This window comes from Paenibacillus phytohabitans (genome assembly GCF_013141775.1).
Classification (GTDB): domain Bacteria; phylum Bacillota; class Bacilli; order Paenibacillales; family Paenibacillaceae; genus Paenibacillus_AQ; species Paenibacillus_AQ phytohabitans.
The window spans coordinates 38,358-62,463 of record NZ_WHOB01000093.1; the positions used below are offsets into that span (position 1 = coordinate 38,358).

Annotated in this window: 16 protein-coding genes and 1 pseudogene; 4 read left to right on the top strand and 13 right to left on the bottom strand. The window is 52.9% G+C overall.

Features of this window, described 5'->3' with window-relative positions; all coding sequences use genetic code 11:
* Positions 1 to 282 precede the first annotated feature (282 nt).
* Positions 283 to 2,637, bottom strand: coding sequence for a YhgE/Pip domain-containing protein (locus GC101_RS31360; protein ID WP_171720503.1), 2,355 nt, complete (start codon positions 2,635 to 2,637; stop codon positions 283 to 285).
* A gap of 196 nt (positions 2,638 to 2,833) precedes the next feature.
* Positions 2,834 to 3,409: a TetR/AcrR family transcriptional regulator gene (locus GC101_RS31365; RefSeq protein ID WP_039302173.1), complete on the bottom strand. Its 576-nt coding sequence runs from the start codon at positions 3,407 to 3,409 to the stop codon at positions 2,834 to 2,836.
* Positions 3,410 to 3,705: 296 nt separating this feature from the next.
* Here GC101_RS31365 and GC101_RS31370 point away from each other — a divergent pair, with 296 nt between their 5' ends.
* Positions 3,706 to 4,902, top strand: coding sequence for an MGDG synthase family glycosyltransferase (locus GC101_RS31370; protein ID WP_171720504.1), 1,197 nt, complete (start codon positions 3,706 to 3,708; stop codon positions 4,900 to 4,902).
* A gap of 152 nt (positions 4,903 to 5,054) precedes the next feature.
* Here GC101_RS31370 and GC101_RS31375 read toward each other — a convergent pair whose 3' ends face one another.
* Positions 5,055 to 5,963, bottom strand: coding sequence for a cell wall hydrolase (locus GC101_RS31375; RefSeq protein ID WP_171720505.1), 909 nt, complete (start codon positions 5,961 to 5,963; stop codon positions 5,055 to 5,057).
* Between the two features lie 76 nt (positions 5,964 to 6,039).
* A complete protein-coding gene (gene thpR, locus GC101_RS31380) occupies positions 6,040 to 6,651 on the bottom strand; it encodes an RNA 2',3'-cyclic phosphodiesterase (RefSeq protein WP_171720506.1) in 612 nt (203 codons plus the stop codon).
* Positions 6,652 to 6,742: 91 nt separating this feature from the next.
* Here thpR and GC101_RS31385 point away from each other — a divergent pair, with 91 nt between their 5' ends.
* Positions 6,743 to 7,699 carry a D-2-hydroxyacid dehydrogenase gene (locus GC101_RS31385; RefSeq protein ID WP_171720507.1) on the top strand — a complete coding sequence of 319 codons (957 nt, stop codon included), beginning with the start codon at positions 6,743 to 6,745 and terminating at the stop codon, positions 7,697 to 7,699.
* An 874-nt stretch (positions 7,700 to 8,573) separates the two neighbouring features.
* On the opposite strand, the gene GC101_RS31390 is transcribed toward GC101_RS31385, so the two are convergent.
* Positions 8,574 to 10,358 (bottom strand): methyl-accepting chemotaxis protein, encoded by a 1,785-nt coding sequence (locus GC101_RS31390; RefSeq protein WP_171720508.1) that lies wholly within the window; start codon positions 10,356 to 10,358, stop codon positions 8,574 to 8,576.
* A 209-nt stretch (positions 10,359 to 10,567) separates the two neighbouring features.
* Positions 10,568 to 11,977: a deoxyguanosinetriphosphate triphosphohydrolase family protein gene (locus GC101_RS31395; RefSeq protein ID WP_039302188.1), complete on the bottom strand. Its 1,410-nt coding sequence runs from the start codon at positions 11,975 to 11,977 to the stop codon at positions 10,568 to 10,570.
* Positions 11,978 to 12,223: 246 nt separating this feature from the next.
* On the opposite strand from GC101_RS31395, the gene GC101_RS31400 reads away from it, so the two are divergent.
* Together GC101_RS31400 and GC101_RS31405 are read left to right on the top strand one after the other, a co-directional pair.
* Entirely contained in the window at positions 12,224 to 13,000 is a 777-nt protein-coding gene (locus GC101_RS31400) for a polysaccharide deacetylase family protein (RefSeq protein WP_171720674.1), read from the top strand.
* 144 nt (positions 13,001 to 13,144) lie between these two features.
* The gene (locus tag GC101_RS31405) at positions 13,145 to 14,155 is read left to right on the top strand and encodes a substrate-binding domain-containing protein (RefSeq protein ID WP_171720509.1); all 1,011 of its coding nucleotides are present in this window, start codon (positions 13,145 to 13,147) and stop codon (positions 14,153 to 14,155) included.
* Positions 14,156 to 14,247: 92 nt separating this feature from the next.
* Here the strand turns inward: GC101_RS31405 and dhaK are convergent.
* The 7 genes and pseudogenes from dhaK to GC101_RS31440 all read right to left on the bottom strand — a co-directional run bounded on the left by dhaK (position 14,248) and on the right by GC101_RS31440 (position 24,072).
* Positions 14,248 to 15,891: pseudogene (gene dhaK, locus GC101_RS31410) on the bottom strand (dihydroxyacetone kinase subunit DhaK).
* Entirely contained in the window at positions 15,888 to 16,988 is a 1,101-nt protein-coding gene (locus GC101_RS31415) for a glycerol dehydrogenase (RefSeq protein WP_076242274.1), read from the bottom strand. Before GC101_RS31415 ends, dhaK begins: the two are co-directional and overlap by 4 nt.
* 134 nt (positions 16,989 to 17,122) lie before the next feature.
* Complete coding sequence (locus tag GC101_RS31420) at positions 17,123 to 18,130, bottom strand: PocR ligand-binding domain-containing protein (RefSeq protein WP_171720510.1); 1,008 nt, start codon at positions 18,128 to 18,130, stop codon at positions 17,123 to 17,125.
* Positions 18,131 to 18,370: 240 nt separating this feature from the next.
* Positions 18,371 to 20,584 (bottom strand): alginate lyase family protein, encoded by a 2,214-nt coding sequence (locus tag GC101_RS31425; protein ID WP_171720511.1) that lies wholly within the window; start codon positions 20,582 to 20,584, stop codon positions 18,371 to 18,373.
* A gap of 42 nt (positions 20,585 to 20,626) precedes the next feature.
* Positions 20,627 to 21,496 (bottom strand): carbohydrate ABC transporter permease, encoded by an 870-nt coding sequence (locus GC101_RS31430; protein ID WP_042134005.1) that lies wholly within the window; start codon positions 21,494 to 21,496, stop codon positions 20,627 to 20,629.
* Between the two features lie 24 nt (positions 21,497 to 21,520).
* Positions 21,521 to 22,429: an ABC transporter permease gene (locus tag GC101_RS31435; protein WP_042134003.1), complete on the bottom strand. Its 909-nt coding sequence runs from the start codon at positions 22,427 to 22,429 to the stop codon at positions 21,521 to 21,523.
* Between the two features lie 80 nt (positions 22,430 to 22,509).
* Positions 22,510 to 24,072 (bottom strand): extracellular solute-binding protein, encoded by a 1,563-nt coding sequence (locus GC101_RS31440; protein WP_171720512.1) that lies wholly within the window; start codon positions 24,070 to 24,072, stop codon positions 22,510 to 22,512.
* Positions 24,073 to 24,106: the final 34 nt, after the last annotated feature.

The following is a 24,106-nucleotide window of genomic DNA, read 5'->3' on the forward strand; positions in this document are numbered from 1 at the left end:
TTATTTTATCATCGACCTGACATGAGCGCAATTTAAACTTTTTTATGAGCTTGATTAACAAATGCTTTTGCAGCGCAGCTTTAGCGGATAAAAGCGTAAAAAATCTTCTCAGTGCATAATTATGCATAAAAGACGAATAAGTTCTTATGCATTGAAAGCGTTTCATTTATTTTCCTGCCATGGGTATGGCACTTTTTTAACCCATTTAGTTTTCTGTATAAGCCAAAAACGCCCCCTCAGGGGCGTTTTTGTGTCCTCATATTTACAAGGAAATGTGTTCCATTATACAGTCAAAACTTGTTCACTTTTCAGCAGAGCTTCATTACCGCGGTCACGGGTCATGAAGTAGGTGAAGGTAAGCGCCAGGAATACTATGCCGTAAGCGGCCAGCAGTCCGGCATCATTCCACATCGAGCTGAAGTCGCCAGTGGAGATGACTGCCTTGAAGCCTTTGACACTGTAAGTCATCGGCAGCAGCGGATTGAAGATCTTCATCCAGTTCGGAATCAGCTCCAGCGGGAACGTACCCGCACTCGTAGTCAATTGGAAGATCAGAATCAGGATGACTACGAAACGGCCCGGCTGGTCGAGCCAGGTTACAATCGCCTGGATCATCCACATGAAGGCAAGGCTGGTAATGAAGGAGAAGGCGTAGAACAAGCCTACACTCTGCACTTCAAGGCCCAGGCCGTACAGAACAATCAGGATGGCGAGAAGTGCCTGGAGCAAGCTCATCATGGAGAACGTAAGAGTACGGCTCATGAACCGGTTGAACCGGCTGGCTCCGATCACTTCAGATTCACGCATCGGAATAACAATTGTACAGATCAGTGCGCCTACGAACAAACCGAGCGACAGGAAGTAAGGGGCGAACCCTGTTCCATAGTTCGGTACCTTGCTGACTTTCACTTCTTCAATCTGTACCGGCTGGGCAAACATGGATACCAGCGCATCGCTCTTGTTCACAGCATTAGTCTGCGTTGCAGCATCGCCCAGCTTGCTGGCCAGCTCACCGGAGCCTGCTTTCAGCTCATCCAGACCATCCTTGAGCTGGCCTGCTCCGTCCCTCAGCTGCTTCGAGCCGTCAGCTACAGAGCTGAGGCCGCTGCCAAGCTGTCCTGCGCCGCTCAGCAGCTTCGCTGTTCCGGCTTCAAGCGCCTTGCCGCCGTCTGCCAGCTTCGCACCGCCTGCGGCCGCTTCGTCCAGCTTCGCGCCGAACTGCTGCATGCCTGCCGACAGCTTAGCGCCGCCTGCTGCAAGTGTGCCAGCGCCAGCCGCCAGCTGCTGCTGGCCTTCCAGCAGCTGTGCGCTGCCGGCGTTCAGCTGCTGCGCTCCGGCATGCAGCTGCGTTACACCTGCATCAAGCTGCTGGGAACCGCTGTGCAGCTGATTCGCTCCCTGCACCAGCTGCTCCTGGCCGCTGTGCAGTGCCGTTGCTCCTGCCAGCAGCTGCTCCTGGCTCTGGTCCAGCTGTGCAGTGCCGGTGGCCACTGCTGTACTTGCCGCCAGCAGCTTCTGTACATCCGGGCTTGCCGCAAGCTGCGGATTCGATTTCGCCAGTGCCTGCAGACCGTCTGCTACCGCCTTGGCTCCGGCTGCCGCTTTCGCGCTGCCTTCCTTCGAAGCCGTAAGACCGGCTTCGAGCTTCGCGCTGCCTTCTGCGGAAGAGGTCAGACCCGCTTCCAGCTTCGCGCTGCCGTCTACCACCGACTTCGTGCCAGCCTGCAGCTTGGCGGTTCCGTCTACGGCCGACTGTGTGCCGTCCTTAAGCGAAGCCGCTCCGGCTGCAGTCTTCTGCAGCCCTGCGTCAAGCTGCTTGCTGCCTGCTGCCGACTGGGTCACACCATCCTGCAGCTGCTTATGGGCTGCGGACAACTGCTGAAGCCCACCGGCCAGCGTGCTGCTGCCGGCTTCCAGAGCCGCTGCTCCGGTATTCAGATCCGTCACACCCTGGGTAAGCGGCGCTACGCCATCGAGCAGCTTGCCGGTGCCTTCAGTCAGGACAAGCAGATTGTCCTTCAGCTTAAGCGCTCCGTCATCCAGCTTGGTGGCACCGTCAGCAATCTTAGTGGCGCCGTCCCCGGCTTCGCCAAGCCCGCTGGCGATATCCGTGATTTTATCAAATACAGATTCGGTATACGCTTCTGTGATCTTGGCAGACACTTTAGTCTTGATATCCTTCACTGCAGTGCCGCCGATCTGGCCAGCCAGGAAGTTGTACCCTTCATTAGGCTCGTAGATGATTTTGGCCGGCTGCGGATCCGCATCCAGCAGGGTAGTAGCTTTGGCCGAGAAGTCTTCCGGAACAATAATCGCCATATAATAGGTATTGTCCGCAAGTCCGGCTTCCGCTGCTTCACGGCTGACGAAATTCCACTTGAACCCGTCCGTCTTCTTCAGCTCCGCCACCAGGTCTGATCCGGCGCTCAGCTTGGAGCCCTCATAATCAGCACCTTTATCTTCATTTACGACAGCGACCGGAAGCTCGTTCATTTTACCGTAAGGATCCCAGAATGCCTTCAGGAATAATCCGCTGTACAGTACAGGAATGAACAGAATGGCAAACATGGAAATACGCATCTTGGGATTCTTAAAAACCGCGCCAAGGTCCTTGATAAACACGGATAAAGATTTCATTCTGGTTCTCTCCTTCTAATCATATGCTCTCTTTAAAATGCTATAAATTCCTCTGAAATGATATTTTCGTGAATGTTACAGTAACACTGGTTGACCATTTTCCCCATTCAGTCATTCAAGAGCAAAAAAAATTTGCCTGATCACATCAGGGAAAGCGCAGGTTCGCAGGGCGCCGTCCCTATACCGGACTTAAATTCTACTGTGACAGGCCTTCTGCCAAAAATAAATGAAAGTAGCATTTAATCTGCTCTTTGGTCAAAGGCACATGCACCTTGCTCAGTTCAGCAGTAAGTACGATATAAAGCCTGAACATTACTACCGAGACAATCTGGGGATCGCAAGGTTTGATCTCTCCTTGACGGATTGCCTGTTCCACCTCCCGTTCCAAATATTCAAGTACGACACTCTCGATCTTGTCGAGCCCATCACCGGCCTGCGGCGTTCCGAAATCACGACTTTCCTGGGACAGCTTGATGAATAGCTCATGTTCGCTCCGAAATTCCAGCAGGGCGTCCAGCACGCGGTGCAGATTATCAAAAAACGGCTTGTCGCGTTTAATCTCCCGCTCGGCGATTCTTTTCATCTCAATAATGACATCTCGCAGAATCTCGTCAAATAATTGTTCCTTGTTCGTAAAAAAGGTATAAATCGTCCCTTTGCCGACATTGGCAATCTTGGCGACCTGATCCATTGTAGTTGCCTTATAGCCGAATAATGAAAAAGATTTCGTCGCCGCCTGAAGCACCTGCTGCCTTCGATCTACCACAGCCACCCGTGCACTCCCTTTCGTCAGGAAATATCATTGCGTCCGCGTTCTGACCAATTTACTAATCCGGTCACTCGGTCAAGACCAACTTTATCACGATGCTCCTGCCAATGCAATACTTATGCCCAACTTTTTTTATTTTATTGCAGTGTTTTAACTTTCTATTTACGTCTTATTTGTATAATGTGAGAAAAGAAGCAAAAACCCTAGTATAATATAATAGAACATGAACATGGGATCTCGAATGAACCGATGAAGAGAACTCGTAATTCTACCCATGATGGAAAGTAGCAGGTGAACTTATGCGAAAGAAAAGAGTACTGCTGTTTTCGGAAGGCTTCGGCACGGGCCACACAGGGGCAGCCTATGCTCTGGCCGAAGGAATAAGACTGCTGAGTCCGGATGTGCAGTGCCGGGTCATTGAGCTTGGAAAATTCCTCAATCCTACGGTCGCACCATGGATTCTTTCCGCTTACCGCAAAACAGTCAGCAGCCAGCCTAAGCTGGTCGGCATGATGTATAAGACCCAATATCATAAATCACTGAACCGGTTGACCAAGCTGGCTCTTCACCGGATTTTTTATACACATGCCTCACAGGTCATAGAGCAGCTTAAACCCGATTTGATTATCTGCACTCATCCGATTCCGGCCGCAGTCATCTCCAGATTGAAGCAGCAGGGGCTGGATGTCCCGCTCTACACGCTGATTACAGATTATGATGCGCACGGCAGCTGGGTGAACGCCGAAGCTAACCGTTATCTCGTCTCTACTTCACGCGTCAAATCTATTCTTACCGGACGGGGCGTATCTCCTGAGCTGGTGACGGTTACCGGTATCCCGGTGCATCCGAAGTTCTGGGAGCGCCATAGCAAGACTCAGCTCCGCAAGGAGCTGGGGCTCGCCGACATTCCTACCGTGCTCATTATGGGCGGCGGCTGGGGGCTGATGTTCGGGAAGGACATCATGAATTCGCTCACGGCCCGGATGGATGAGATCCAGCTTATATTCTGTATGGGCAGCAATGACAAGCTGGTAGCCAAAATGAAAGCCAACCCGCTGCTGGACCATCCCAATGTAAAGATTCTCGGCTACAGCAGCGAGATCAACAAATTAATGGATGCTTCCGATCTGCTGATTACGAAGCCGGGCGGAATGACCTGTACTGAAGGTCAGGCCAAAGGCATTCCGATGCTGTTCTACAGCGCCATCCCGGGGCAGGAAGAGAAGAACAGCCAGTATTTTGTAGAGCTGGGGCTGGCCGAGGTACTTGATTCGGAAGTGGTGAACAAATGGTTCTCCATGCTGCTGCATGAATATGCCGGACTTGAATTACAGCGGAAACGCCGGACTTCCCCGGAACGCCAGCAGCCTCAGCATTGTGCAGCTACTGTGCTCCAGCTGCTGGGCAAGCCCGCCAGCCAAGCTGTTGCCGAATCCGAGTCGTGGAGCTCCCCCTCACAGGTGCGCAATGAAGAGGCCGTCTATGTCACCCCGTAAACGGCCCCCAGGTGAACAACAACATAAAGAACCTCCAGCCACTGGTAAGCGTGGATTTGGAGGTTCTTTTGCATTACTTAAGATGAGAATGCAGCGGAAACCTTCTCCGCGCGCAGCCAGCGTGAATTCGGATGGCTAGACCGTAACAGTGATTATTTGTAAAAGGTATGATTGCCGATGGTCTTAAGGAGTGTCCGTGAATGATGCACAGTAAGATCCTGCGCGAGTGTCAGCGATAAGAAGAAGTACGTGTCATCCGTAACTTCCTTAACTCCCATAAGTGCAGCATTAACAGCCTTGATACTGTCTGCGTTGGGCTTCACACGCTTTAGACGGCCGTTGGCGACAGGACTGAATTGGCTTTTTTGATAGATTACATCATGAATGGTATCGGGAAAATTGGCTGACCGCAGCCGGTTCAGAACAACGTTGGCAACTGCCACCTTGCCCTGGTACGGTTCGCCTTCTGCTTCTGCCATGACGATTTTTTGCAGCAGTAGCAGGTCTTCTTCGGATACGGCGTAGCTCCAGGTAGCTTCAGCTTGCTGCTCCTGGCTTAGTAGCTTGGTCCGAGAGAAGAACAATGTTGCGGGGGGATGTTGCTGAGTTGCCGCTTTGACTTTATTTACGCTCGTTGTCCCCTTGGCCGCTTTCTTCAGCGCTTGCGCCGCTGACGGCGTTGCTTTCACCACAGTTACCTTAGCCTTAGGCTTAGGCTGAACGGCGCCCGTCTTCACAGCCTCTTGACGCTGCAGCTTCTCGGGGCTTAACCATCCGGCGCTTACCATGCGGGCCCAGGTGTGGACCGGTTCGGCAGCTGTGGTGTAAAGCATGGGAATCATTGTGCTGGATGAAGGGCTTGTCCTATATACAGCGGATGCAGCTTTCGGAACACTGGGCTCCAGAGACTCATGGCCGGCAGACTTCAATTTACCCATTTCTATTACATTCTCCCCGGTAGCAGCAGATCCTTCGGGGTTCATCAAACTTATCGCTGAGAAAGACACTAGAATTACACTAACCAGCAGCGCAATACAGCGGCTCTGTTTAAATATTAACATTATTTACCTCCTATTTTACGGCACACTCCTATTGTATGTAACCGAAAATGGAAGCTTTGAAAACTTTCTTGTCGATTTATGTTGAGAAAAATGTAAATTTTTCGGTCATTTCATACATAGGAATGGCATGCATCCTGGTAGCATACACCACAAAAGCATCCACCGTCCAGCCTAAGTCTGGAAGTAAATTGCCTGCGGGACGTCCCTTTACCCGTAAATTTTCCAGCCGCTCCAGCGTAAACGGCTGCTCCTCACGGTATTTGCGGGCCACTGTCAAATGGGGATTATACGTTCGCGTTTCCGCCGTGAACCCTAACGGAAGTGTCGCCGAAACCACCTTTTTCTGCAGCTCCCTGAGCGGCTCAAGCTCCCCGGAAACCCCCGTCCAGAGCACTCTTGGCGAGTCCGGGAGGCCGAATGTGCCCCATTCTCCGAGCTTCAGCTGAAAGCCTTTGCTTAACGAGGAAACTTTCCGGAGCGCCGCGAACAGGGCCGGGATATCCTCCTTCGGAGTGTCGCCAAGAAATTGCAGCGTAATATGGAAATCTTCAAAATGTGTCCATCTGGCAAATTTAAGTCCGGAAGACACGCGGGCAGACTCATTTTTAAGATAATAGCGCAGCGCTTCCGGCAAAGGTATCGCGATAAACAGACGCTCAAATTCTTGCTCCGGCTCCTTATGTTCCATTCTAATTTCACCTTTCCAGGCAGATTTGTTATGCTTATTCTATACTTATCGTCCATTTCTCTACTGAAATGTAGAATAGGAGGGAACCAACATGACTAAATCCATCGTTTGTATGCAGCATTTATCAGATGGGCAGCAGGAGCTGATCCGCGCCGCTGCACCAGATTATACCCTTACCCTCGGAGATTCCAGGAATCCGGACCTTGAGCTGCTCTCCGGTGCGGAAATTATCATCGGCTGGGGAAAAGGCGTCAGTGATACCCTTCTGCGCCAGGGTTCACCGCTGCGCTGGGTCCAGGCCTGGTCTGCCGGTGTGGAGAAACTTCCGCTCGAAGCCATGCATGAACGCGGGATTCTGCTGACGAATGCCAGCGGTGTTCACGCCGAACCGATTACTGCCGTTATCTTCAGCTTCATGCTGATGTTCACCCGGAACATGCATACCGCTATCCGCAACCAGCAGAACCGCCGCTGGCATTCGGATGGACAAGAGAGTGAATTGACCGGCAAGACGGCAGTGATTGCCGGAACCGGCTCCATCGGCAGTGAAACCGCCAGAATTGCCAAGGCTTTCCGTATGAAGACGATCGGTGTGAGCCGTTCCGGCCGGCCGGTTGACGGCTTCGATGAGGTCTTCACGACCGGACAGCTGAAGGATTCCGTGAGCGACGCCGATTTTATTATCAACACTTTGCCGATCACCGACGAGACGCAGGGAATATTCGATGCAGACATCTTCTCCGCTGCCAAGCAGGGGGCCTATTACATTAATATTGGCCGCGGAGCGACTACCAATACGGACGATCTAATCTCTGCGCTGCACAGCGGACAGCTTGCCGGTGCCGGACTCGATGTCTTCGAGAAAGAACCGCTGCCGGAGGATCACCCTCTGTGGGGGATGGAGCAGGTCATCATGACCCCGCACTGTGCCGGGGTAACCGACCGTTACGCGGACCGGGTAGTGGATATTTTCGTTGAGAACATGAAGGCCTATCTGCAGTCCGGAACGCCTTCACTCAATCTGGTCGACTACAGCCGCCAATATTAAGCCTCCGCTGCTAGGTGCGGGGTTACTGTGGGATATGTTGATTTGTGGACTGGGCTGGCGGATGGAGGCGAAATGATGCCTTTTATACAACAATTTTCGGTTAACGTCGATCTTTTGAGGAAAATGTTGTATTTTGTGCAGGATTTCAACTATATAGACTATAGATTGAGCTGGAAAGTACCTTGCTCTGTAGAACCCTGCGCTGGCAAGACTCTGCGCGGACAAGTCTATTGTGAACTAGCTAGTGCGGAGTGCATTGCAATTACTTTAATTGTATTTCCTGCAGTTAAATAACGGCGAAAAAACGGATTTGCCCGGTTAACTGTATTCTGTACAACTAAAATTAGCGGTACGTCTTTTTTCCGGAGTATGGGGGATTTTAACTGCAGAGAATGCAATTAAAACCCTCGCAGCGCAAAAAACGATCGCTTTAGTTGCACAAAATACAGTTAGTTAGTACTTAGGCAGCACGGGTCTCGTCATCAATTAGTGCAGTTAGAGCTAGGAGCCGGGGCCATCCGAAAAACCCCCAGTTCAAGCTGTATAGTAATATAGCAGTAGGTAACATAACTTTGCTCTCCCCAGCACAATACCAAGACAAAAACAGCCTCTGCTAACCTAAGCAGAGGCTGTTTTTATATTCCCATCTCACTATATAGTTTGAACTTGAAATTTACATTTAGTGGGAAGTGGCGGAAGAGAAGTTTGGAACTGTAGGAGCGGCAGCGTCCGCCTTTGTTCACGGATTTCCACCGCTACCAGCGGTATAAATCAAGAAATCCGGGAACAACAGCGGCCGGAAGTCCAAACATTCTCTGCAGTCACGGCGTATCCCTAAGTAATTAAATTTCACTGCTTCAGCCTATATAGCCCCTCACACTTGAAATCGCGTCACAGACTCCTTAAGCTCAGTAAGCAGCAGCTTCAGATGCTCGATGCCGTTAGCCACTTCCGTAGTCGCGCTGAGCTGCTCGTGGGCCGAAGCTGAAGTCTCTTCTACACCGGCCGCAGATTGCTGGGCGAGTGCCGAGATATGCTGGCTGAACTCGTTCATGGTTTCACTGGCTCCGGTCATCTGCTCCAGATCCTTGGCCATTTCTTCCACCGTGAGTGCCATTACCCCTACCGAGCCATTGATATCGGCCAAGGCTTCGCCCGTCTCGACTATCTGCCGGCTGCCCTCTTCCGTCTTCGCCACGCCGCCGCGCAATTGTTCAACCATCGCTCTGGAGTCATGCTGGATTCCCTGTGTAATTCCGGTAATCTCCGCTACGGTCCGCTGCACATCCTCCGACAACTTGCGCACCTCCTGTGCTACTACCGCGAAGCCCCGGCCGCTGTCACCGGCTCTCGCCGCTTCAATGGCCGCATTGATCGCCAGCAGATGCGTCTGCTCAGAGATGCTGCGGATGGAGCCCACAAGCCGGAAGATCCCCTCATTCTTGCGGTTCAGCTCCTCCACCGTGTCCATAGACTGCGATACAGCGTCCGCAATCTGGTTCATTTGCGCTACAGAGCTCTCCATGAGCGCTTTGCCTTTTTCACCCTTCTGCCGCACCTGCTCCGAATGAAGCGAGAGGTCAATTCCCCTGCCGGCAAAATTCTCAATTATAGCGTTTAATTCCTCCACCGCCTTAGAAGCATCTACCGCTGCTTCGGCCTGGCTGCCGGAGGCTTTGGCCAACTCTTCCATGGTCAAGGCAATCTGGCTGCTGCCCTCCTTGGTATCGGAAATCGTATGCATCAGCTCATCGCCCTGTTCCGAAATCACCTCGGAGACATTTCTGATCCGGTTCACCATTTCCAGCAAGGTACGGTTAGTTTCGTTAACGGTCTTGGCAAGCTGGCCGATTTCATCCATATTGCCGATCAGGGTATCCTCAGCGGTCAGATCACCGCCGGAGATCCGCTGCAGGTGTACGGTTACCTTTTTGAGCGGATTGATCATAGTCTTACGGATCACCATGTTAATCATTCCGATGACTACCAGGACAATCAGCACAGTTACAATACTCAACGTCAGGGAAGTGTGGAAAATCTTCTCGGACACTTTGCCCTCACTCGCTGCTTCATCCTGAGTGTGTGCAACAAGCGCGTCCAGATCAATCTGCATCGAATTAAACGCCTCAATCCCCTTGTGGGATACCTCCAGTGCTAATGCCTCGTCATTCGAGCTGCTGAGCAGGATCGCCTGATTGTTGACGGTCAGGAACTCTCCCCATTTCCCGACGAGCGACTGTAATTGCCCCAGCTCCTGCTCTCCCCGCAAGGTGAGCTTGTATTCCTTCAATGTATCTGACACTTTGCGGATGAATTCAGCCCGCTCTTCCGCCAGTGTGTTTTTCTCTGCGCTATCCGTGCTCAGAATATGCTGCATGCTGATCGCCATAACATGCTCTGTCAGGTAATTTACATTGTGGATTTTATCCAGTGCGGGAATGCTCTGATCAATAATATTGCCTGTGTTCTTCTGCATACCGTTCATTTGATAGAGCGAGACCCCGCCGGTAACCAGAACCAGTACTGCCAAAGCCGCATAACCGGAGGCAATCTTGAATCCAATACTTTTACTTCCTTTAGCTACTGCGGTCTGGCGCACCTTTTTAGTTCTACTCACCCATTTTTTAACTGCACTTTTCAGTTGTTGACCCTTGCCCATCTACGCGCGCCTCCTCAAACTTTTTCCGAAAACATGACCGGAATTCCATTCTATTACATTCCATTTTCATAAAAGAACAAAAAAAAATAGGTTGCTAGTACTATTTCGGCAAAATACCTAAAAAATTTTATATGTATATCCAGATCATATAAAAAAACAGTACCCGCCAGCCAAACCGGCTGACAGGTACTATGGGCGCAGAGCCATGCCTAATCCAGATCGTAAATCGAGCCTACCTTTAGTCCATACAGCTCATTGTAGATTTTCTCGGCAAACGCATCGGTCATTCCGGCGATATAATCAATCACCATATGCTCCCAGGTCCAGATAGGCTTAGCCGACCTCTGATCCTTCTCATACCGCTGCAGCCAATCGCTCGGAATAATACTCCGCGAGGTCTCGGGATCCAGGAAGGCCTCCCACAACCGCCGGAGGATCCATTCACTCCGTTTCTGCAGGCGCTGCACACGCAAATCGCGGATCATCGTTACCCAGGCGAAGCTTTTGAGCACACTGACCGTCCGCAGCATATCCTCATCCTCCTGGCCTTCCTTGATGAAGGTAACCTTCTTCCAGTCCCCGTCCTCGATGACGCCGAGACTGGCGACGAAAGTACTGACCCAATAAGCTTTAACTTCACGGCGCGTGCGGGAGTAGTCATTCTCACAGGTCGGCATTTTCTCCATCCACACCCGAAGGAATGAGCTAAGCACTTCCTCCACCTTGGCGCTGATCGCCTCGGCCTGCCAGCCTGACCAGAAGGCATCCTCCAGCGTCGTGATCTTCTCTACAATCAGCCGCTGGATGTATTCGTCGTGCATGAAATGCTCGTGTACCTCTATCTTGCCGGCCTTGATGCCGTCTTCGAGGTCATGGGCCGAATAGGCTATGTCATCGCATAAGTCCATAAGCTGTGCTTCCAGTGTCTTCTTGCCTGCCGGAACCCCCCACTGGGTGCGGATCTCGTTGATGTATTCCCATTCATGCAGGTACATGCCCTTCTTCAGCACAGTACCGGGAAACGGATATTTGTTAATGCCCAGCAGCACCGCATCCGAGAGGTTCAGTCCATCGATATTCTCGCGTTTCTCCAGAAACATGATCAGGCGGAAGTTATGGGCATTGCCTTCAAAATGTTCATATTTACGCTTCATGCTCTCATGGATCGTCTGCTTCTGTACCGGACCGGCCCCGGACTTCGCGGCAGCCTCCGCTGTCTTCTTGGCAATAAGCCCTTCCAGCAGGCTGTCCAGCACCTCTTCCCCCTTATGCCCAAACGGCGGATGTCCGAAATCATGCGCAATGGCCGCACATTCCACGACCTCCGGATCGATGACCAATCCCGGATTCTCAGCTGCCCCCGTCTCTACCTCTGGGTAAGAACGCAGCAGACTCTTGGCCGCTTCGCGGGCAATCTGCGCCACCTCCAGCGAGTGGGTCAGCCGTGTGCGGTAATAATCTCCGGTGCCTGCACCGAATACCTGTGATTTGCCTTGCAGCCGTCGAAAGGTCGGCGAATGGATCAGACGCGAATAATCGCGTTCATATGCGGCTCTGGATGTTTCCAGCCGGGTAATTTCCGGATATTGCCTATGCTCTCTTTTCTCAATTAGTGTCATCTCCGCTGCCCCTATTCCATTGTTCTGTATTTAGTATCTCATTATAAGTCATTTCCGGCAGAACTTTCACTCTAAAATGCGACCAGATAAGTTTCCGGTTCAGATGTTACTTTCATCTTTATCATTAACCTTCCAGTTCGCTTTATATAAAATGCATATTTCCCGGGGCAAATGGAGCATTCTAAGGCTCAAGCAGAGCAGGAACGGCTTATAAAAACACAGGGTGTGGAGTGAAACTTGAGACGCATGAAAAGAGGAATCCGAATCACTGCCGCGGCCCTTGCAGCGCTCGCGCTTATGCACGGCTCTGCAGACATTGCCCTCGGCAGCCCGAACAGGGCCAAGAACCGCTATTATTATGAGGAACGGGGCGACATAATCTGGGAGGTGCAGACCAGCCAAAAGGTTATTGCACTCACCTTCGACGACGGCCCGGACCCCTTCGAGACGGATGGCATTCTGGAGGTACTGCATGAATACAATGCGAAATGCACTTTTTTTGCAATTGGCAAACGGATCGCCGCTTATCCCGAGGTCGCCAGACGCGTCATTAATGAAGGCCATGAGCTTGCGAACCATACCTATAATCACGTTTATTTCAAAAAACCGGTCTCCGGGCAGCAGATTCAGGAGGAGCTGGAGCTGACGGAGAAGGAGATTGTCAAAGTATCCGGCAAACACAGCAGCCTGTTCAGACCGCCGGGCGGAATGTACGACGACACGATGATTGATGTGTCCAACAGCATGGGCCTGAAGCCGGTGCTCTGGTCCTGGCATCAGGATACCCGCGACTGGAACCGCCCGGGAGTCTGGAGCATCTCCAGCAGAGTGATCCGTAATGCCCGGAATGGAGATATCGTTCTGTTCCATGACCATGTCCATGGGCAATCGCAAACGAAGGAAGCGCTGAAGATCATCCTCCCCGAGCTTGCGAAGCAAGGGTTCCGGTTCGTCACTGTCTCCGAGCTGATCACGTTATCCGATGCGCAGCAGGCGAAGACAGAGCGGCACGGGACTTATTGAAGCTCCGTCTGCTGCTCTGCGCCTGCGGTCCGGGGGTTTCTTAGATTGCGCAGGTCCACAAAATAAGGTAGTCTTGAGCATTATAAGCATTATATGGCTACCTGTGACTTCTGCCGCAGTGCATCCCCTGGGAGGGTTTAATTCATGTCTGAGAATACTTCCTATACAACCGAGGAAATCGCCCGGTTACTCAAAATATCCAAACTTAAAGTCTATGATCTGATCAAAAAAGGAGAGCTGCCCTCCTACCGTGTCGGCAAACAGATGCGTGTTGACCTCTCTGATCTGGAGGCATACAAGCAGAATTCCCGCAGCAGCGGGGCTTATGGGCATCCGCTCCCCGGCGGAAGCGGATTACAGGAAATACAGCCGCTGCAGACGGCCGCTTCCTTTGCGGCTCCGTATCAGGCCTTCGCCCCTCCGCCCCCCCATACCGGCAAAAGCACCAGTATGAATGTGGTCATTACCGGCCAGGATATGTCGCTTGATATTCTGGCGACCTATCTGGAGCGTACGCTGCCGTCCACCCGCCCGCTCCGTTCGTATGCCGGCAGTCTGGACAGCCTGATTGCCATGTATCACGGGGAATCGGATATTGTCAGCACCCATCTGCTGGACGGGGATACCGGCGAATATAATCTGCCTTATATCCGCAAGCTGCTCGTAGGCTTCTCTTATATCGTAGTGCATCTGCTATCGCGCAGTGCCGGGTTCTATGTACGGAAGGGCAACCCCAAAGGCATCCGCACCTGGAGTGATCTCCGGCAGAGCGGGCTGATCCTGATCAACCGCGAACGCGGCTCCGGGGCCCGGGTGCTGCTGGATGAGCAGCTCCGCCTGCTCGGAATTCCATCCGCAGCGCTGGAGGGCTATGGAACCGAAGAGAACAGCCATCTGGCTATAGCCGGTATGGTGGCGCGGGGCAGCGCCGATGTGGGTATCGGCACCGAGAAGGCCGCCAAGATTATTGACGGCATCGACTTCATTCCGCTCACCACGGAACGCTACGATCTGGTCATGGTCAAGAAGCCCGAGAATGAACAATGGATCAGCACGGTTATTGATATTCTGCGTTCACCCGCCTTCCAGAACGAGCTGAAGTCCATTCACAGCTATGACCTTACCGAAACAGGGAATATTATATACGAGACTTGAACTAGCGGAACAGCAAAAGGACGCCCGGCGGAGATATACCACCGGGACGTCCCTTTTCGCTGCATCTGTATTTCAATCGGGGTCTTCGATCCTTACTGCTGCATCCGGTCTACAATCCCGGTGAACAGAATACCTATCGCTGTAGCTCCGGCATCCGGGTGGCTGAGGCTCCGCTCGCCCACATAGCTTGCCCTGCCTTTGGAAGCGATAATGTCTTTGGTGTGCTCGGCTCCCTGCACCGCCGCTTCTGCGCCCTTGCGCATGCTGATCAGCAGGGCGTCGCCACTCTCCGCACTCTTCCGCTGAGCTTCAGCAGCAGGAATCAGTGCATCGAGCAGCGTCTTGTCGCCAAGCTTCGCTCCGCCCCGCTTCTGGATGCCCTCTACCGCGTTCTCCAGCAGCCCCGCCAGCTCAAGTCCGCTTAATTCGGTCTTGCCCTTGGCGTATTTCGCCGCGCTGCGGAAGGCCGAGCCCCAGATCGGACCCGAAGCGCCTCCGCAGTGCTCAATGATCACCATTCCGCAGGCTTTGAGGAATTCGCCGATATCTTCCTGCGGCAGCTCCTCCCATTCCAGCTTCAGCTGCCGGAAGCCCTTGGCCAGCGACATGCCGAAGTCCCCGTCTCCGGCAAAGGAATCCAGTTCACAGAATTCGACTTCCTTCTCAATGATAAGCTTCGCCATCTCATCTATCATCACTACTATATCAGCTGTAAGCAGCTTCTCCATTGCTTCCGCCTCCTAACATCTATAAGCTGCCGTCTCCGCGCTATAGTCGAGTGCCTGCTTCAGCTCATCATCCAGCTTCAGCAGGGTGACCGATGCTCCCGCCATATCAATCGCACTCATATAATTGCCGACAAAGGTCCGGTATACCCTGATCTTGGCTTCCTCCAGCAGCAGGCTGACGGAACGGTTCAGGATGTAGAGCTCCTGCAGCGGCGTTGCCCCGAAGCCGTTAATCATCAGCGCGACCTCTTCCTCCGGGTTAACCGGCATATCGGCGAGCAGCGCCTGAAGTGCCTTCGCGGCCAGTTCATCGGCCGGAACGAGCTTTTCCCGGGCAATACCCGGTTCGCCGTGAATGCCTACGCCGAATTCGATCTCATCCTCTCCAAGCGCGAAGGTTGGTGAGCCTTTGGCCGGCACGGTACAGGAAGTCAGCGCGAAGCCGATCGACCGGACATTGCGCACGGTTTTCTCCGCGATGGACTTGACCTCCGGAAGTGTATCTCCGCGTTCTGCAGCCGCTCCGGCGATCTTATGCACAAACACCGTTCCGGCCACGCCTCTTCTGCCTGCCGTCGATGCATCATCTGCCACAGACACATCATCGTTCACATACACTTTCTCCACGGTGATATCATCATCTTCGAACGCCATCTCCGCCGCCGCATCGAAATTCATGCAGTCACCGGAATAGTTCTTGATAATCAGCAGCGTTCCTTGGGAGGAAGCCGTCTTCGTAATCGCATTGTAGACCTGAATCGTCGACGGAGAGGCAAACACATCACCGCATACCGCCGCATCCAGCATTCCCTTACCTACGTATCCGCCATGCGCAGGCTCATGTCCGCTGCCTCCGCCGCTGATCAGAGTGACTTTGTCCGGGTTCAGCTCTTTACGCGTAATGATCTTGTATTTCCGGTTCCACTCCAGCAGCTCCGGATGGGCAAGCACCATGCCCTCGATCATCTGCACGACTACATCTTCAGGAGCGTTGATGATCTTCTTCATCTGGCTTCGCCTCCGCTTCCGCCCAGCCGGTCCGCAGCCAGAATGGCCGCATATACATCATACTTCGTAACCGGGAACGGCATATTATGAATGGACTCCCCTTCGGCACAGGCTCTTTCGGCTACCGGCATCAGCCGGGCTTCACTGATATCTGTAACACCCAGGTCCTTCAGGCAGGTAGGTAATCCGAGCGACTTGCAGAAGCCAAGCACCGTGTCCAGTTCTTCCTGCGGCGCATTCTCCAGCACCATGTGCACCAGCGTGCCGAAAGCCACCTTTTCCCCGTGATAATAATGATGAGTCTCCTCCAGAATGGTCAGCCCGTTATGCACGGCATGCGCTGCGGCCAGTCCCCCGCTCTCGAATCCAAGCCCGCTGAGCAGGATATTCGTCTCGATAATATTCTCCAGCGCCTGCGTGACCACCTTGCTGTCATTGGCCGCTTTGGCCTTCAGTCCGTCCTCCAGCAGTGTTTCGTAGCAGAGCCGGGCCAGTTCCATCGCCGCCTTCGTGCTTACGGCCCCGGAATTGTTATAGGTGAACCCTCTGACACAGGATCTCGCCTCAAAAAAGGTCGACAGCGCATCCCCCATCCCGGCCACCAGAAAACGCGTCGGCGCATTGGCAATGATTCCGGTATCCACCAGCACCACATTGGGATTCTGCCGCGCATACAGATAGGATTCGAACTCGCCGTGCTCCGAATAGATCACCGAAGAGCCGCTGCATGGTGCATCAGTCGCCGCAATCGTCGGTACGACAATAATCGCAATTCTGGCCCGGTTGGCGATCGCTTTGGCTGTATCCAGCGCCTTGCCGCCGCCGAGGCCAACAATCACATCACAGCCTTCTGCTGCCGCGAACTGCTCCAGCCGGCCGATCTCCTTAAGTGTACATTCCCCGCCGAACCCGCCGGTTACGAATTCGAAGCCGCCTTTGGCAACTGCCTTGTCCAGGTAATCCTGAACCCGGGCCTGATCATCCTTATGCGCCACCAGCAGCGCTTTCCGTCCATAGATCGTTACATAGTCCCCGATGTTGTACAGTTCATCTTTGCCCTGAACATATTTAGAGGGAGAGGTTAGTATTTTTCTCATTTCACAGCACTCCTTAGGCAGGATTTGTAAACGCTTCCTATTCAGTATAAGCGCTTTGCCGCTGTTTGGCATTGCACGATCCTGTATAGAACTATTCCGTCATTTCATCCTATAAACTCCCAGCGCAGCGCGGATTATGCACGGCTCTTCAGGCGGTAGACCGCCGGTGTTTCGCCTGTAGCTTTTTTGAAGGTCCGGATGAAATACCCGCTATCCTCAAACCCCAGCGAATACGCGATGCTCACTACAGATTCTTCCCCCTCCGCCAGACTACGTTTCGCTTCCTCCAGCCTAAGGCTATTTATATAGGAAGAAAAGGTGCTGCCCGTCTCCTGCCGGAACAGTCTGCTGAAATAGTCCGCGCTGATCCAGCATAACTGGGCCATGTCCGCCAGTCTCAGCCGCTCCCGGAAATGCCCATGCATATGCTCCAGCGCCGGCTTCAGCCTGAGGCTGCCGCCTGTTGTGCCCGCAGCTTGCTTCCTGTCAGTCGGCTGGCCCGCCTCCTCCTGTACCTGCTGCCGGGGAATCTCATGTACTTGCGCTGCTTCTTCTGTAAGCTTCACATCCGCAGCAGCTGCAGAAGTGCCGAATACATAAGTCCGGTTCCTGGCGCTAACTCTGCCGGTTATATAATGGCTCATGTGGGTGACCAGACGGGCTACGGATTCGATCCGTTCATAAGACATCACCGGAAGGCTCCGGTAATATTCCTCCAGCATGCTGTCATGCTCCCTTTGATCTGGACGGCTGGTTGAGCTCAGCATATCAAGCTTCTTACCGGTATCCTGTGCGGGAATAGAGATCTGCCCCAGCATAATGGAGCCAAGGTACTTGCTGCCGACTACCAGCGGTACCGCCATATCCACAATCCCCATATGGCATTTATAGACATAGGGACGCTGCATACTCTGTGCGGCATATCCCCCGCGGTAATCACAGCTCTCACATAACCGGGAGGACTGGGTGGCCGATCTCATCGCTCTGCAAAAGTCCGTGCATTTGCTGTGCCGGGTCACCGGCTTGCCGCCAGCATCGACCGTAAGCACAGCCATATCCGTCACCGCAGCAAGATCGTCCTGAATGATCTGCAGCGCCTGTGTATCCACGACATCCTCAAGCAGTTCCAAAGAGTTCCTCATGAGTCCCTCCATTATCATTCAAATTATATCTAAAATTATAACATGATAACGGTTGCAACAAGGGGATTCGGCGCAAACATTTTCAAGTTGGCGGATTCAGGGGCACTTCTGCCCCTCATTCCCGCCTGCTGCCTGCTTCCGCCGCATTCAAGGGGATTTCTCCCTTTCATTTCCTCCTCTCCCCCCAAACTAAAACAACGCCCACCCCGGTACAGGATGGACGTTGTTCTTTTCAGACCGCTATGATTTGGAATCCGTGATCACAATAACATCCCGGCTATAGTTGCCCCCGGCAAACTCCAAGCCGTCCGGTTCATTCTTGCGGGGCAGCAGCGCTTCGGCAATGATATTGCCGGTGTGATCGAGGTAGCCCGCTACCTCTACACTATTATGGTACAAGCAGATTTCATCCACTCGATCTTCCATTATAATACGGAGGGCCGTTGCCTCTTCAGCAGATAGCTCTTTCCCGTTCATCCGTGCAGGCAGGGGCTCAATGGTCACCTTAGGTTTCTCCGTTCCGAACGGAACGGCAAGCGTTACGATTGCCGTCCTCCCCGCCACAGTTAATGAACGCTTCACCACCGGACTCTCAGTATACTCCCCCTGCTTGAAAATCAGTCCCGGCTCAAGCAACAGCTGGTCCTCAGCGTGGCCGGCCGGCAGATGCAGCAGCAGCAGATTAGCCCCCTCCAGCTGAGTGGACACTTCACCGCTGCGGCGGCAGTCATATCCCGCTCCGCCTGTAGGCAGATGGAAGTACTGCTCATAACGGTGCTGTTCCTTCGCTTCAAACAGATCCACAATCATCCAGTAGCTGTTCTTGATGAACAGCACCTTGCGGGAATGGATGACCGGATCATCGTAACGGGTATAGCCGTAATGGCTCGCGAAGCTGTAGTCATAGGCTGCACTGGACTGGACGTCCCAGATTCTGCAGGCTGCCGTCGTCGGCGTATTCCAGTGAAAGCTGCGGACATGCTGGTCCTGGCCATCCACCACTACGGTATTATGGGCCCGGGTGGATACCGTATATTTACGCTCCTTGTTCCACTCGAACAATCCCATGCCTGAATCCGCCAGCAGCTCGCGCCCTCCGGCGTAGAGCACCAGGCTCAGCGCATCCGAATGGGCATGTCCGCCGACTCCAACACCTGCACGCATCGCCATGTACATGTCTTCCCGGCTCCAGCCCTGCCTGGAGGTAATGTAACCTCCAATCGGGAAGCAGGCTGCCGTTTCGGCAGGCTGCTTCGCCTTCAGCTGCTCATATTGCTGCACCGCTTCCGGCCCTACTCTCCAGAGCAGGGAGAACGGCAGCCGCTCATGCCCCAGCGCTTTGAAATCGCCGCGCTGATACAGATAAGCGCCCAGACTCATGACATTGCGCAGCTCGCTGGCCACCTGCACATCGGTATCGCCGAATTTGACCATCTGACCGTCGGGGGCCAGCAGATGCATCGTCACGGTGAACATTTTCTCCAAGGTGTCGCGATACTCCCCGGCGTCGATTCCAAGCTTATGGAACAGTGCCACCAGCTCATACAGATCGCGCATCACGATCAGGTGATAATTCGGACTGCCTTCGAACTGTACCCCATCCGCATATACGTTCTGGCGGATATATCCCGGCAGCTCACGCAGCCCGTACTCCAGCCATTCCGCGGAATCCTTCAGCTCCGGCAGGAGCAGCGCCGTCTGGATCAGCCCCCGCAGCTGCATGCAGACATGGTTACCGCCGCCGGCATGGTATTTGCGCACATACTGCCCGTGCTCCTGGAAGGACTTGATCAGCTTCAGCTTAACCTCAGGCTCGAACGCAGGTGAGCTGAAGAAGATAATGAAGGCTTCCGGCAGCATAAACAGCCGCACCCCGACAGACAGCGGGTCCCAGGTCGAATGCTCGGAACGGAATGTATCATCCACCGGCACCCTATTATCATCGATGAAGTCGCTGATCATGTCATTGAAGCATTTGGCGTATTTCTCATCACCGGTCAGCGCATAAGCTCTGGACAGATGCTTCACATATACGAACCGGGTCAGATGCAGCTGATACTGGGAGCTGTCGTACAGCCAGCTGTTCCAGTCATAGGTTCCACGCGGAAAGACCACTCTTTTCCCTTTGAATAGCGGGATATCCCCTTCCACGATCCGGTCTGCCTCAGCGATTGTCTGCTGCGCTTCCTCCTCATGGCCGTAGTAGCTTGCGGCATACGCCTGAAGCTTGGGAACATCCTTCACTTCAAAGTAATATCTCCCGTTGTTACCTGCTGAAATGACCTCCAGATAGGCATCCCGTGCAGCCGGCACATCACCTGACTTCAAGTATGCAGCCACACCGCCAAGCTCAGGTCTGTTCAAGTCCAGCATGGTGCCGAGGAATTCTTCATCCGATAGCTGCGGCTTTGTATATATAGGATTATGGCGCAAGTCTTTATATCCAATCGTCATTTGAACCCTCACCTTTATTGGTTTAACGGATCTCATCCGCGTCTATTCCTTGATCGAACCTAGCATGGCTCCTTTGGCGAAATATTTCTGCAGGAACGGATACACGATTACAATAGGCAGCATGGCCAGCAATATCGCCGCATTCTGGACATTGGGTCCAAGGTTGGCCGCAAGCTGTGCGTCAACTGCAGCCTCTGCCGAAATATTGGAGGCGCTGATCGCCACCATCTGCCGCAGGAGCGGTTGAATCGGCCAGCGCGATGTATCATTCAGATAGATGACCGCTGAGAAGAACTCATTCCAGAACTGCACCATGAAGAACAGCGTAAACGTGGCGATGATCGGTTTGGACAGCGGAAGCACGACCGAATACAGAATTCTGAACTCTCCTGCCCCGTCAATTCTTGCCGCTTCATCCAGACTTTCCGGCAGGCTCTGGAAGAACGAGCGGATGACCATGATATTAAAAGCACTGGAAGCCGCAGGAAGCACCACTGCCCAGTAGGAATCGATCAGACCCAGATTTTTGACCACCAGATAACTGGGAATCATCCCGCCATGAAAGATCATGGTGAAGAAAATAATCAGCAGCATGATGCGGCGGCCGGGCAGAAACTTCTTAGATAAGGCATAGGCCAGGGTAATGGATACAAACAGGCTAAGCAGCGTACCCATTACCGTGATAATGACGGAGTTCTTGACCGAGGTCAGGAACGTATTCGCATTCAGCAGATAGCTGTAAGCATCCAGCGTCCAGTGCTTGGGCCAGATGAAGAAATTCCCGGCCATTGAATCTCCGGGCGGACTGAAGGATACCGCGATAATGTATAGAAAAGGCAGAATAACCAGCAGACTGATTAAGCAGATAATAACTACAATAATGGTGTCAAACCATGTTGCCTTGAGCTTCATAACGTCTCCACTCCTGTTCTTGTTCTAGAATATGCCTTCCTCGCCAAGCAGCTTTGCCGCATAATTGGCCCCGACTACAAGGATCAGACTGGCAACGGATTTGAACATGCCTACGGTAATCGCGAAGCTGTAGTTGAATTGCTCCAGACCGATATGGTAGACGAACAGATCGAACACATTGGAGACATCCAGGTTGAGGCTGTTGGTCATCAGGAAGATCTGCATGAAGTTGGAGTCCATAGAGGAGCCCAGACGGAGCAGCAGCAGTATAACAATCGTGCTCTTGATGCCGGGGAGGGTAATATGCCAGATGCTCTGCAGCCGGCTCGCTCCATCCACTTTGGCCGCTTCGTACTGCTCCGGGTTGATCCCTGCCAGTGCCGCCAGGAAGATAATTGTCCCCCAGCCTGCATCCTTCCAGATGGACTGGAAGATGACCAGCGGCCGGAACCATTCATTGCTCACCAGGAAATTGGCATTGCCGTCAAACCACTGGCTGAGATAATGATTAATGACGCCTGAAGGCCCGAAGAACGAAATCGTAATCCCGTAAATGACGACCCAGGACAGGAAATGGGGCAGATAGACGATCGTCTGCGACACCCGTTTGAACACTTTGAGCCGCACTTCATTCAGGAGTAACGACAGGAGGATCGTAAACGGAAAATAAATGATCAGGTTCAGCAGACTGATCAGCAGTGTATTTTTCAGCAAAATATAGAAATCGGAGGTTCCGAAAAACTGTCTGAAATTATCCAGCCCCACCCACGGGCTGTCCATAATGCCTTTGAACGGGCTGTACTCCTTGAAGGCCAGAATGAGTCCCGACATCGGGATATAATGAAAAACCAGAAAATAGAGAATGCCAGGTGCCGCCAGTAAATAGAAAGGCCATAATTGATTAAACCGTTTAGGGCGCAAAGTTCTCTGCACAGGCTAAACCTCCTTATCCATGGGCAAAAGAAAGGGGAAGCCCCCTCCTTTGCCTCTGTGTATATTTAGTGGTGTCTTATTTAGTGCGCTGCATTATATTGATCCAGCAGTTCCTTGGCTATCTGCCCGCCTGCACCATTTGTCCAGGTATCAATCTCCTTCTGCACATCTTCCCAGGTGCCTTCACCCAGCACATATTTCGTCATCACGGCGCTCATTTTTTTGTAGCTGTCCGGATTCTTGCTGGCGAACTGTGAGTTGTAGCTGAGGAACGGATTCTCAACACCGATCTTGCTGATGATATCCAATGTCGCCTTTTGCTGCGCCAGAATCTCCGGCTCCTTGGAGCTGGCGTATACATATGGATCTACCCGGTTCTCCAGCACGAATTGGCTCGGCTTATCCAGGTCGTATTGCTTCTTCTGCTCTTCAGTCTGCACAGCAACACCATCTTTGAAGTCACTGGAGTGAATGCCGGTAACTCCCGCTTTGGAGAACGCTATATTCTCCTCGGAGGCGGTGAAATCAAGGAAATCAACAATCTGCTGAACCTTATCTTCCGGTACGGAGCTTGGAATGACCCACAGCCCGTAGTATCCGCCGAGTACAGCAGCACCTTTGTGTCCGCCTGCCCCTTCGAGCACATCGACAATGGCAATTTCAGCATTTGGATCTGTCTGCTTCAGCTTCTCCACATTGGCCTCTCCCAGATCGCTGACATTCCCCACAAAAGCACCCGCTGTGCCTGACAGGAACTTGCTCCGTGCCTGGCCCTGGTTCTTGAGCACCGGCGCATCCTTGTCAATCAGGCCTTTGCTCCAGGAATCTCGCAGCCACTCCAGAAATGCCTTGTATTCAGGAGTCTGGAAATCGCGCACGGCATTCCCGCCGTCCAGCTTCCACACATTAGGAATACCGAAGGCAAACTGAATCGGAAGCACTCCTGAGAAAGGTCCTGGACTGTTGACTCCGTCTGAACCATAGATCGTAAACGGAATGGTTTTGCCTCCGCCTGCCGGATCATTCTCCTTGAATACAGCAAGTGCATTCGTCAGCTCATCCATCGTCTTTGGCACAGCCAGATTGTATTTGTCCAGCCAGTCCTTACGGATCAGGATATTGGCTTCCCCTCCGCCGTACAGGCCGCGCGGCCGGGGAACTCCGTATACCTTGCCGTCAATTCTGATTCCATCCCAGACGACATCATCGATCTGGCTGATATTCTCCGTCTTCTCCAGATAAGGCGTCAGATCATGGAACGCGCCCATCTTCACCAGGTTATTGAATTTGTCGTCCTTTCCGCCGTCCATGAGCAGCAGATCATAGGAATCACCTGCCGACACGGCTACGGAGAGCTTATCGGTATAGGCCTCGGAGGGTACGAAGGTCACATCCAGATCAACGTTGCCGCGTTTCTCCAGATCCTCCAGCGCTTTATTGCTGCCCATCTCCGGCGGATTGCCGAAGAGGATCGTCATCGCTTTGATGCTGGCCGGCTTGCCGCCAGTCTCTGTCTGTGCGCTTCCATCCGGTGAGGCTGTGCTGCCTGCTGCAGAATTGTTGTTACCGGAGCAGCCTGCCAGGGCTGTTGCCATTAATGCTGCTGATGCCATAAGCGGTACAAGCTTTCTTGTAAAATTCATTGTTATCCCCCATTCGCTTGTATTGAGTGCGTTT

Coding starts and splice junctions, on each gene's coding strand:
- GC101_RS31425 (WP_171720511.1), bottom strand. CDS start 20,584: ATGACGATTGGATATAAAGACTTGCGCCATAATCCTATATATACAAAG.
- GC101_RS31400 (WP_171720674.1), top strand. CDS start 12,224: ATGAAAAGAGGAATCCGAATCACTGCCGCGGCCCTTGCAGCGCTCGCG.
- GC101_RS31375 (WP_171720505.1), bottom strand. CDS start 5,963: ATGTTAATATTTAAACAGAGCCGCTGTATTGCGCTGCTGGTTAGTGTA.
- GC101_RS31370 (WP_171720504.1), top strand. CDS start 3,706: ATGCGAAAGAAAAGAGTACTGCTGTTTTCGGAAGGCTTCGGCACGGGC.
- GC101_RS31415 (WP_076242274.1), bottom strand. CDS start 16,988: ATGAGAAAAATACTAACCTCTCCCTCTAAATATGTTCAGGGCAAAGAT.
- GC101_RS31430 (WP_042134005.1), bottom strand. CDS start 21,496: ATGAAGCTCAAGGCAACATGGTTTGACACCATTATTGTAGTTATTATC.
- GC101_RS31440 (WP_171720512.1), bottom strand. CDS start 24,072: ATGAATTTTACAAGAAAGCTTGTACCGCTTATGGCATCAGCAGCATTA.
- GC101_RS31390 (WP_171720508.1), bottom strand. CDS start 10,358: ATGGGCAAGGGTCAACAACTGAAAAGTGCAGTTAAAAAATGGGTGAGT.
- GC101_RS31360 (WP_171720503.1), bottom strand. CDS start 2,637: ATGAAATCTTTATCCGTGTTTATCAAGGACCTTGGCGCGGTTTTTAAG.
- GC101_RS31420 (WP_171720510.1), bottom strand. CDS start 18,130: ATGAGGAACTCTTTGGAACTGCTTGAGGATGTCGTGGATACACAGGCG.
- GC101_RS31385 (WP_171720507.1), top strand. CDS start 6,743: ATGACTAAATCCATCGTTTGTATGCAGCATTTATCAGATGGGCAGCAG.
- GC101_RS31405 (WP_171720509.1), top strand. CDS start 13,145: ATGTCTGAGAATACTTCCTATACAACCGAGGAAATCGCCCGGTTACTC.
- thpR (WP_171720506.1), bottom strand. CDS start 6,651: ATGGAACATAAGGAGCCGGAGCAAGAATTTGAGCGTCTGTTTATCGCG.
- GC101_RS31395 (WP_039302188.1), bottom strand. CDS start 11,977: ATGACACTAATTGAGAAAAGAGAGCATAGGCAATATCCGGAAATTACC.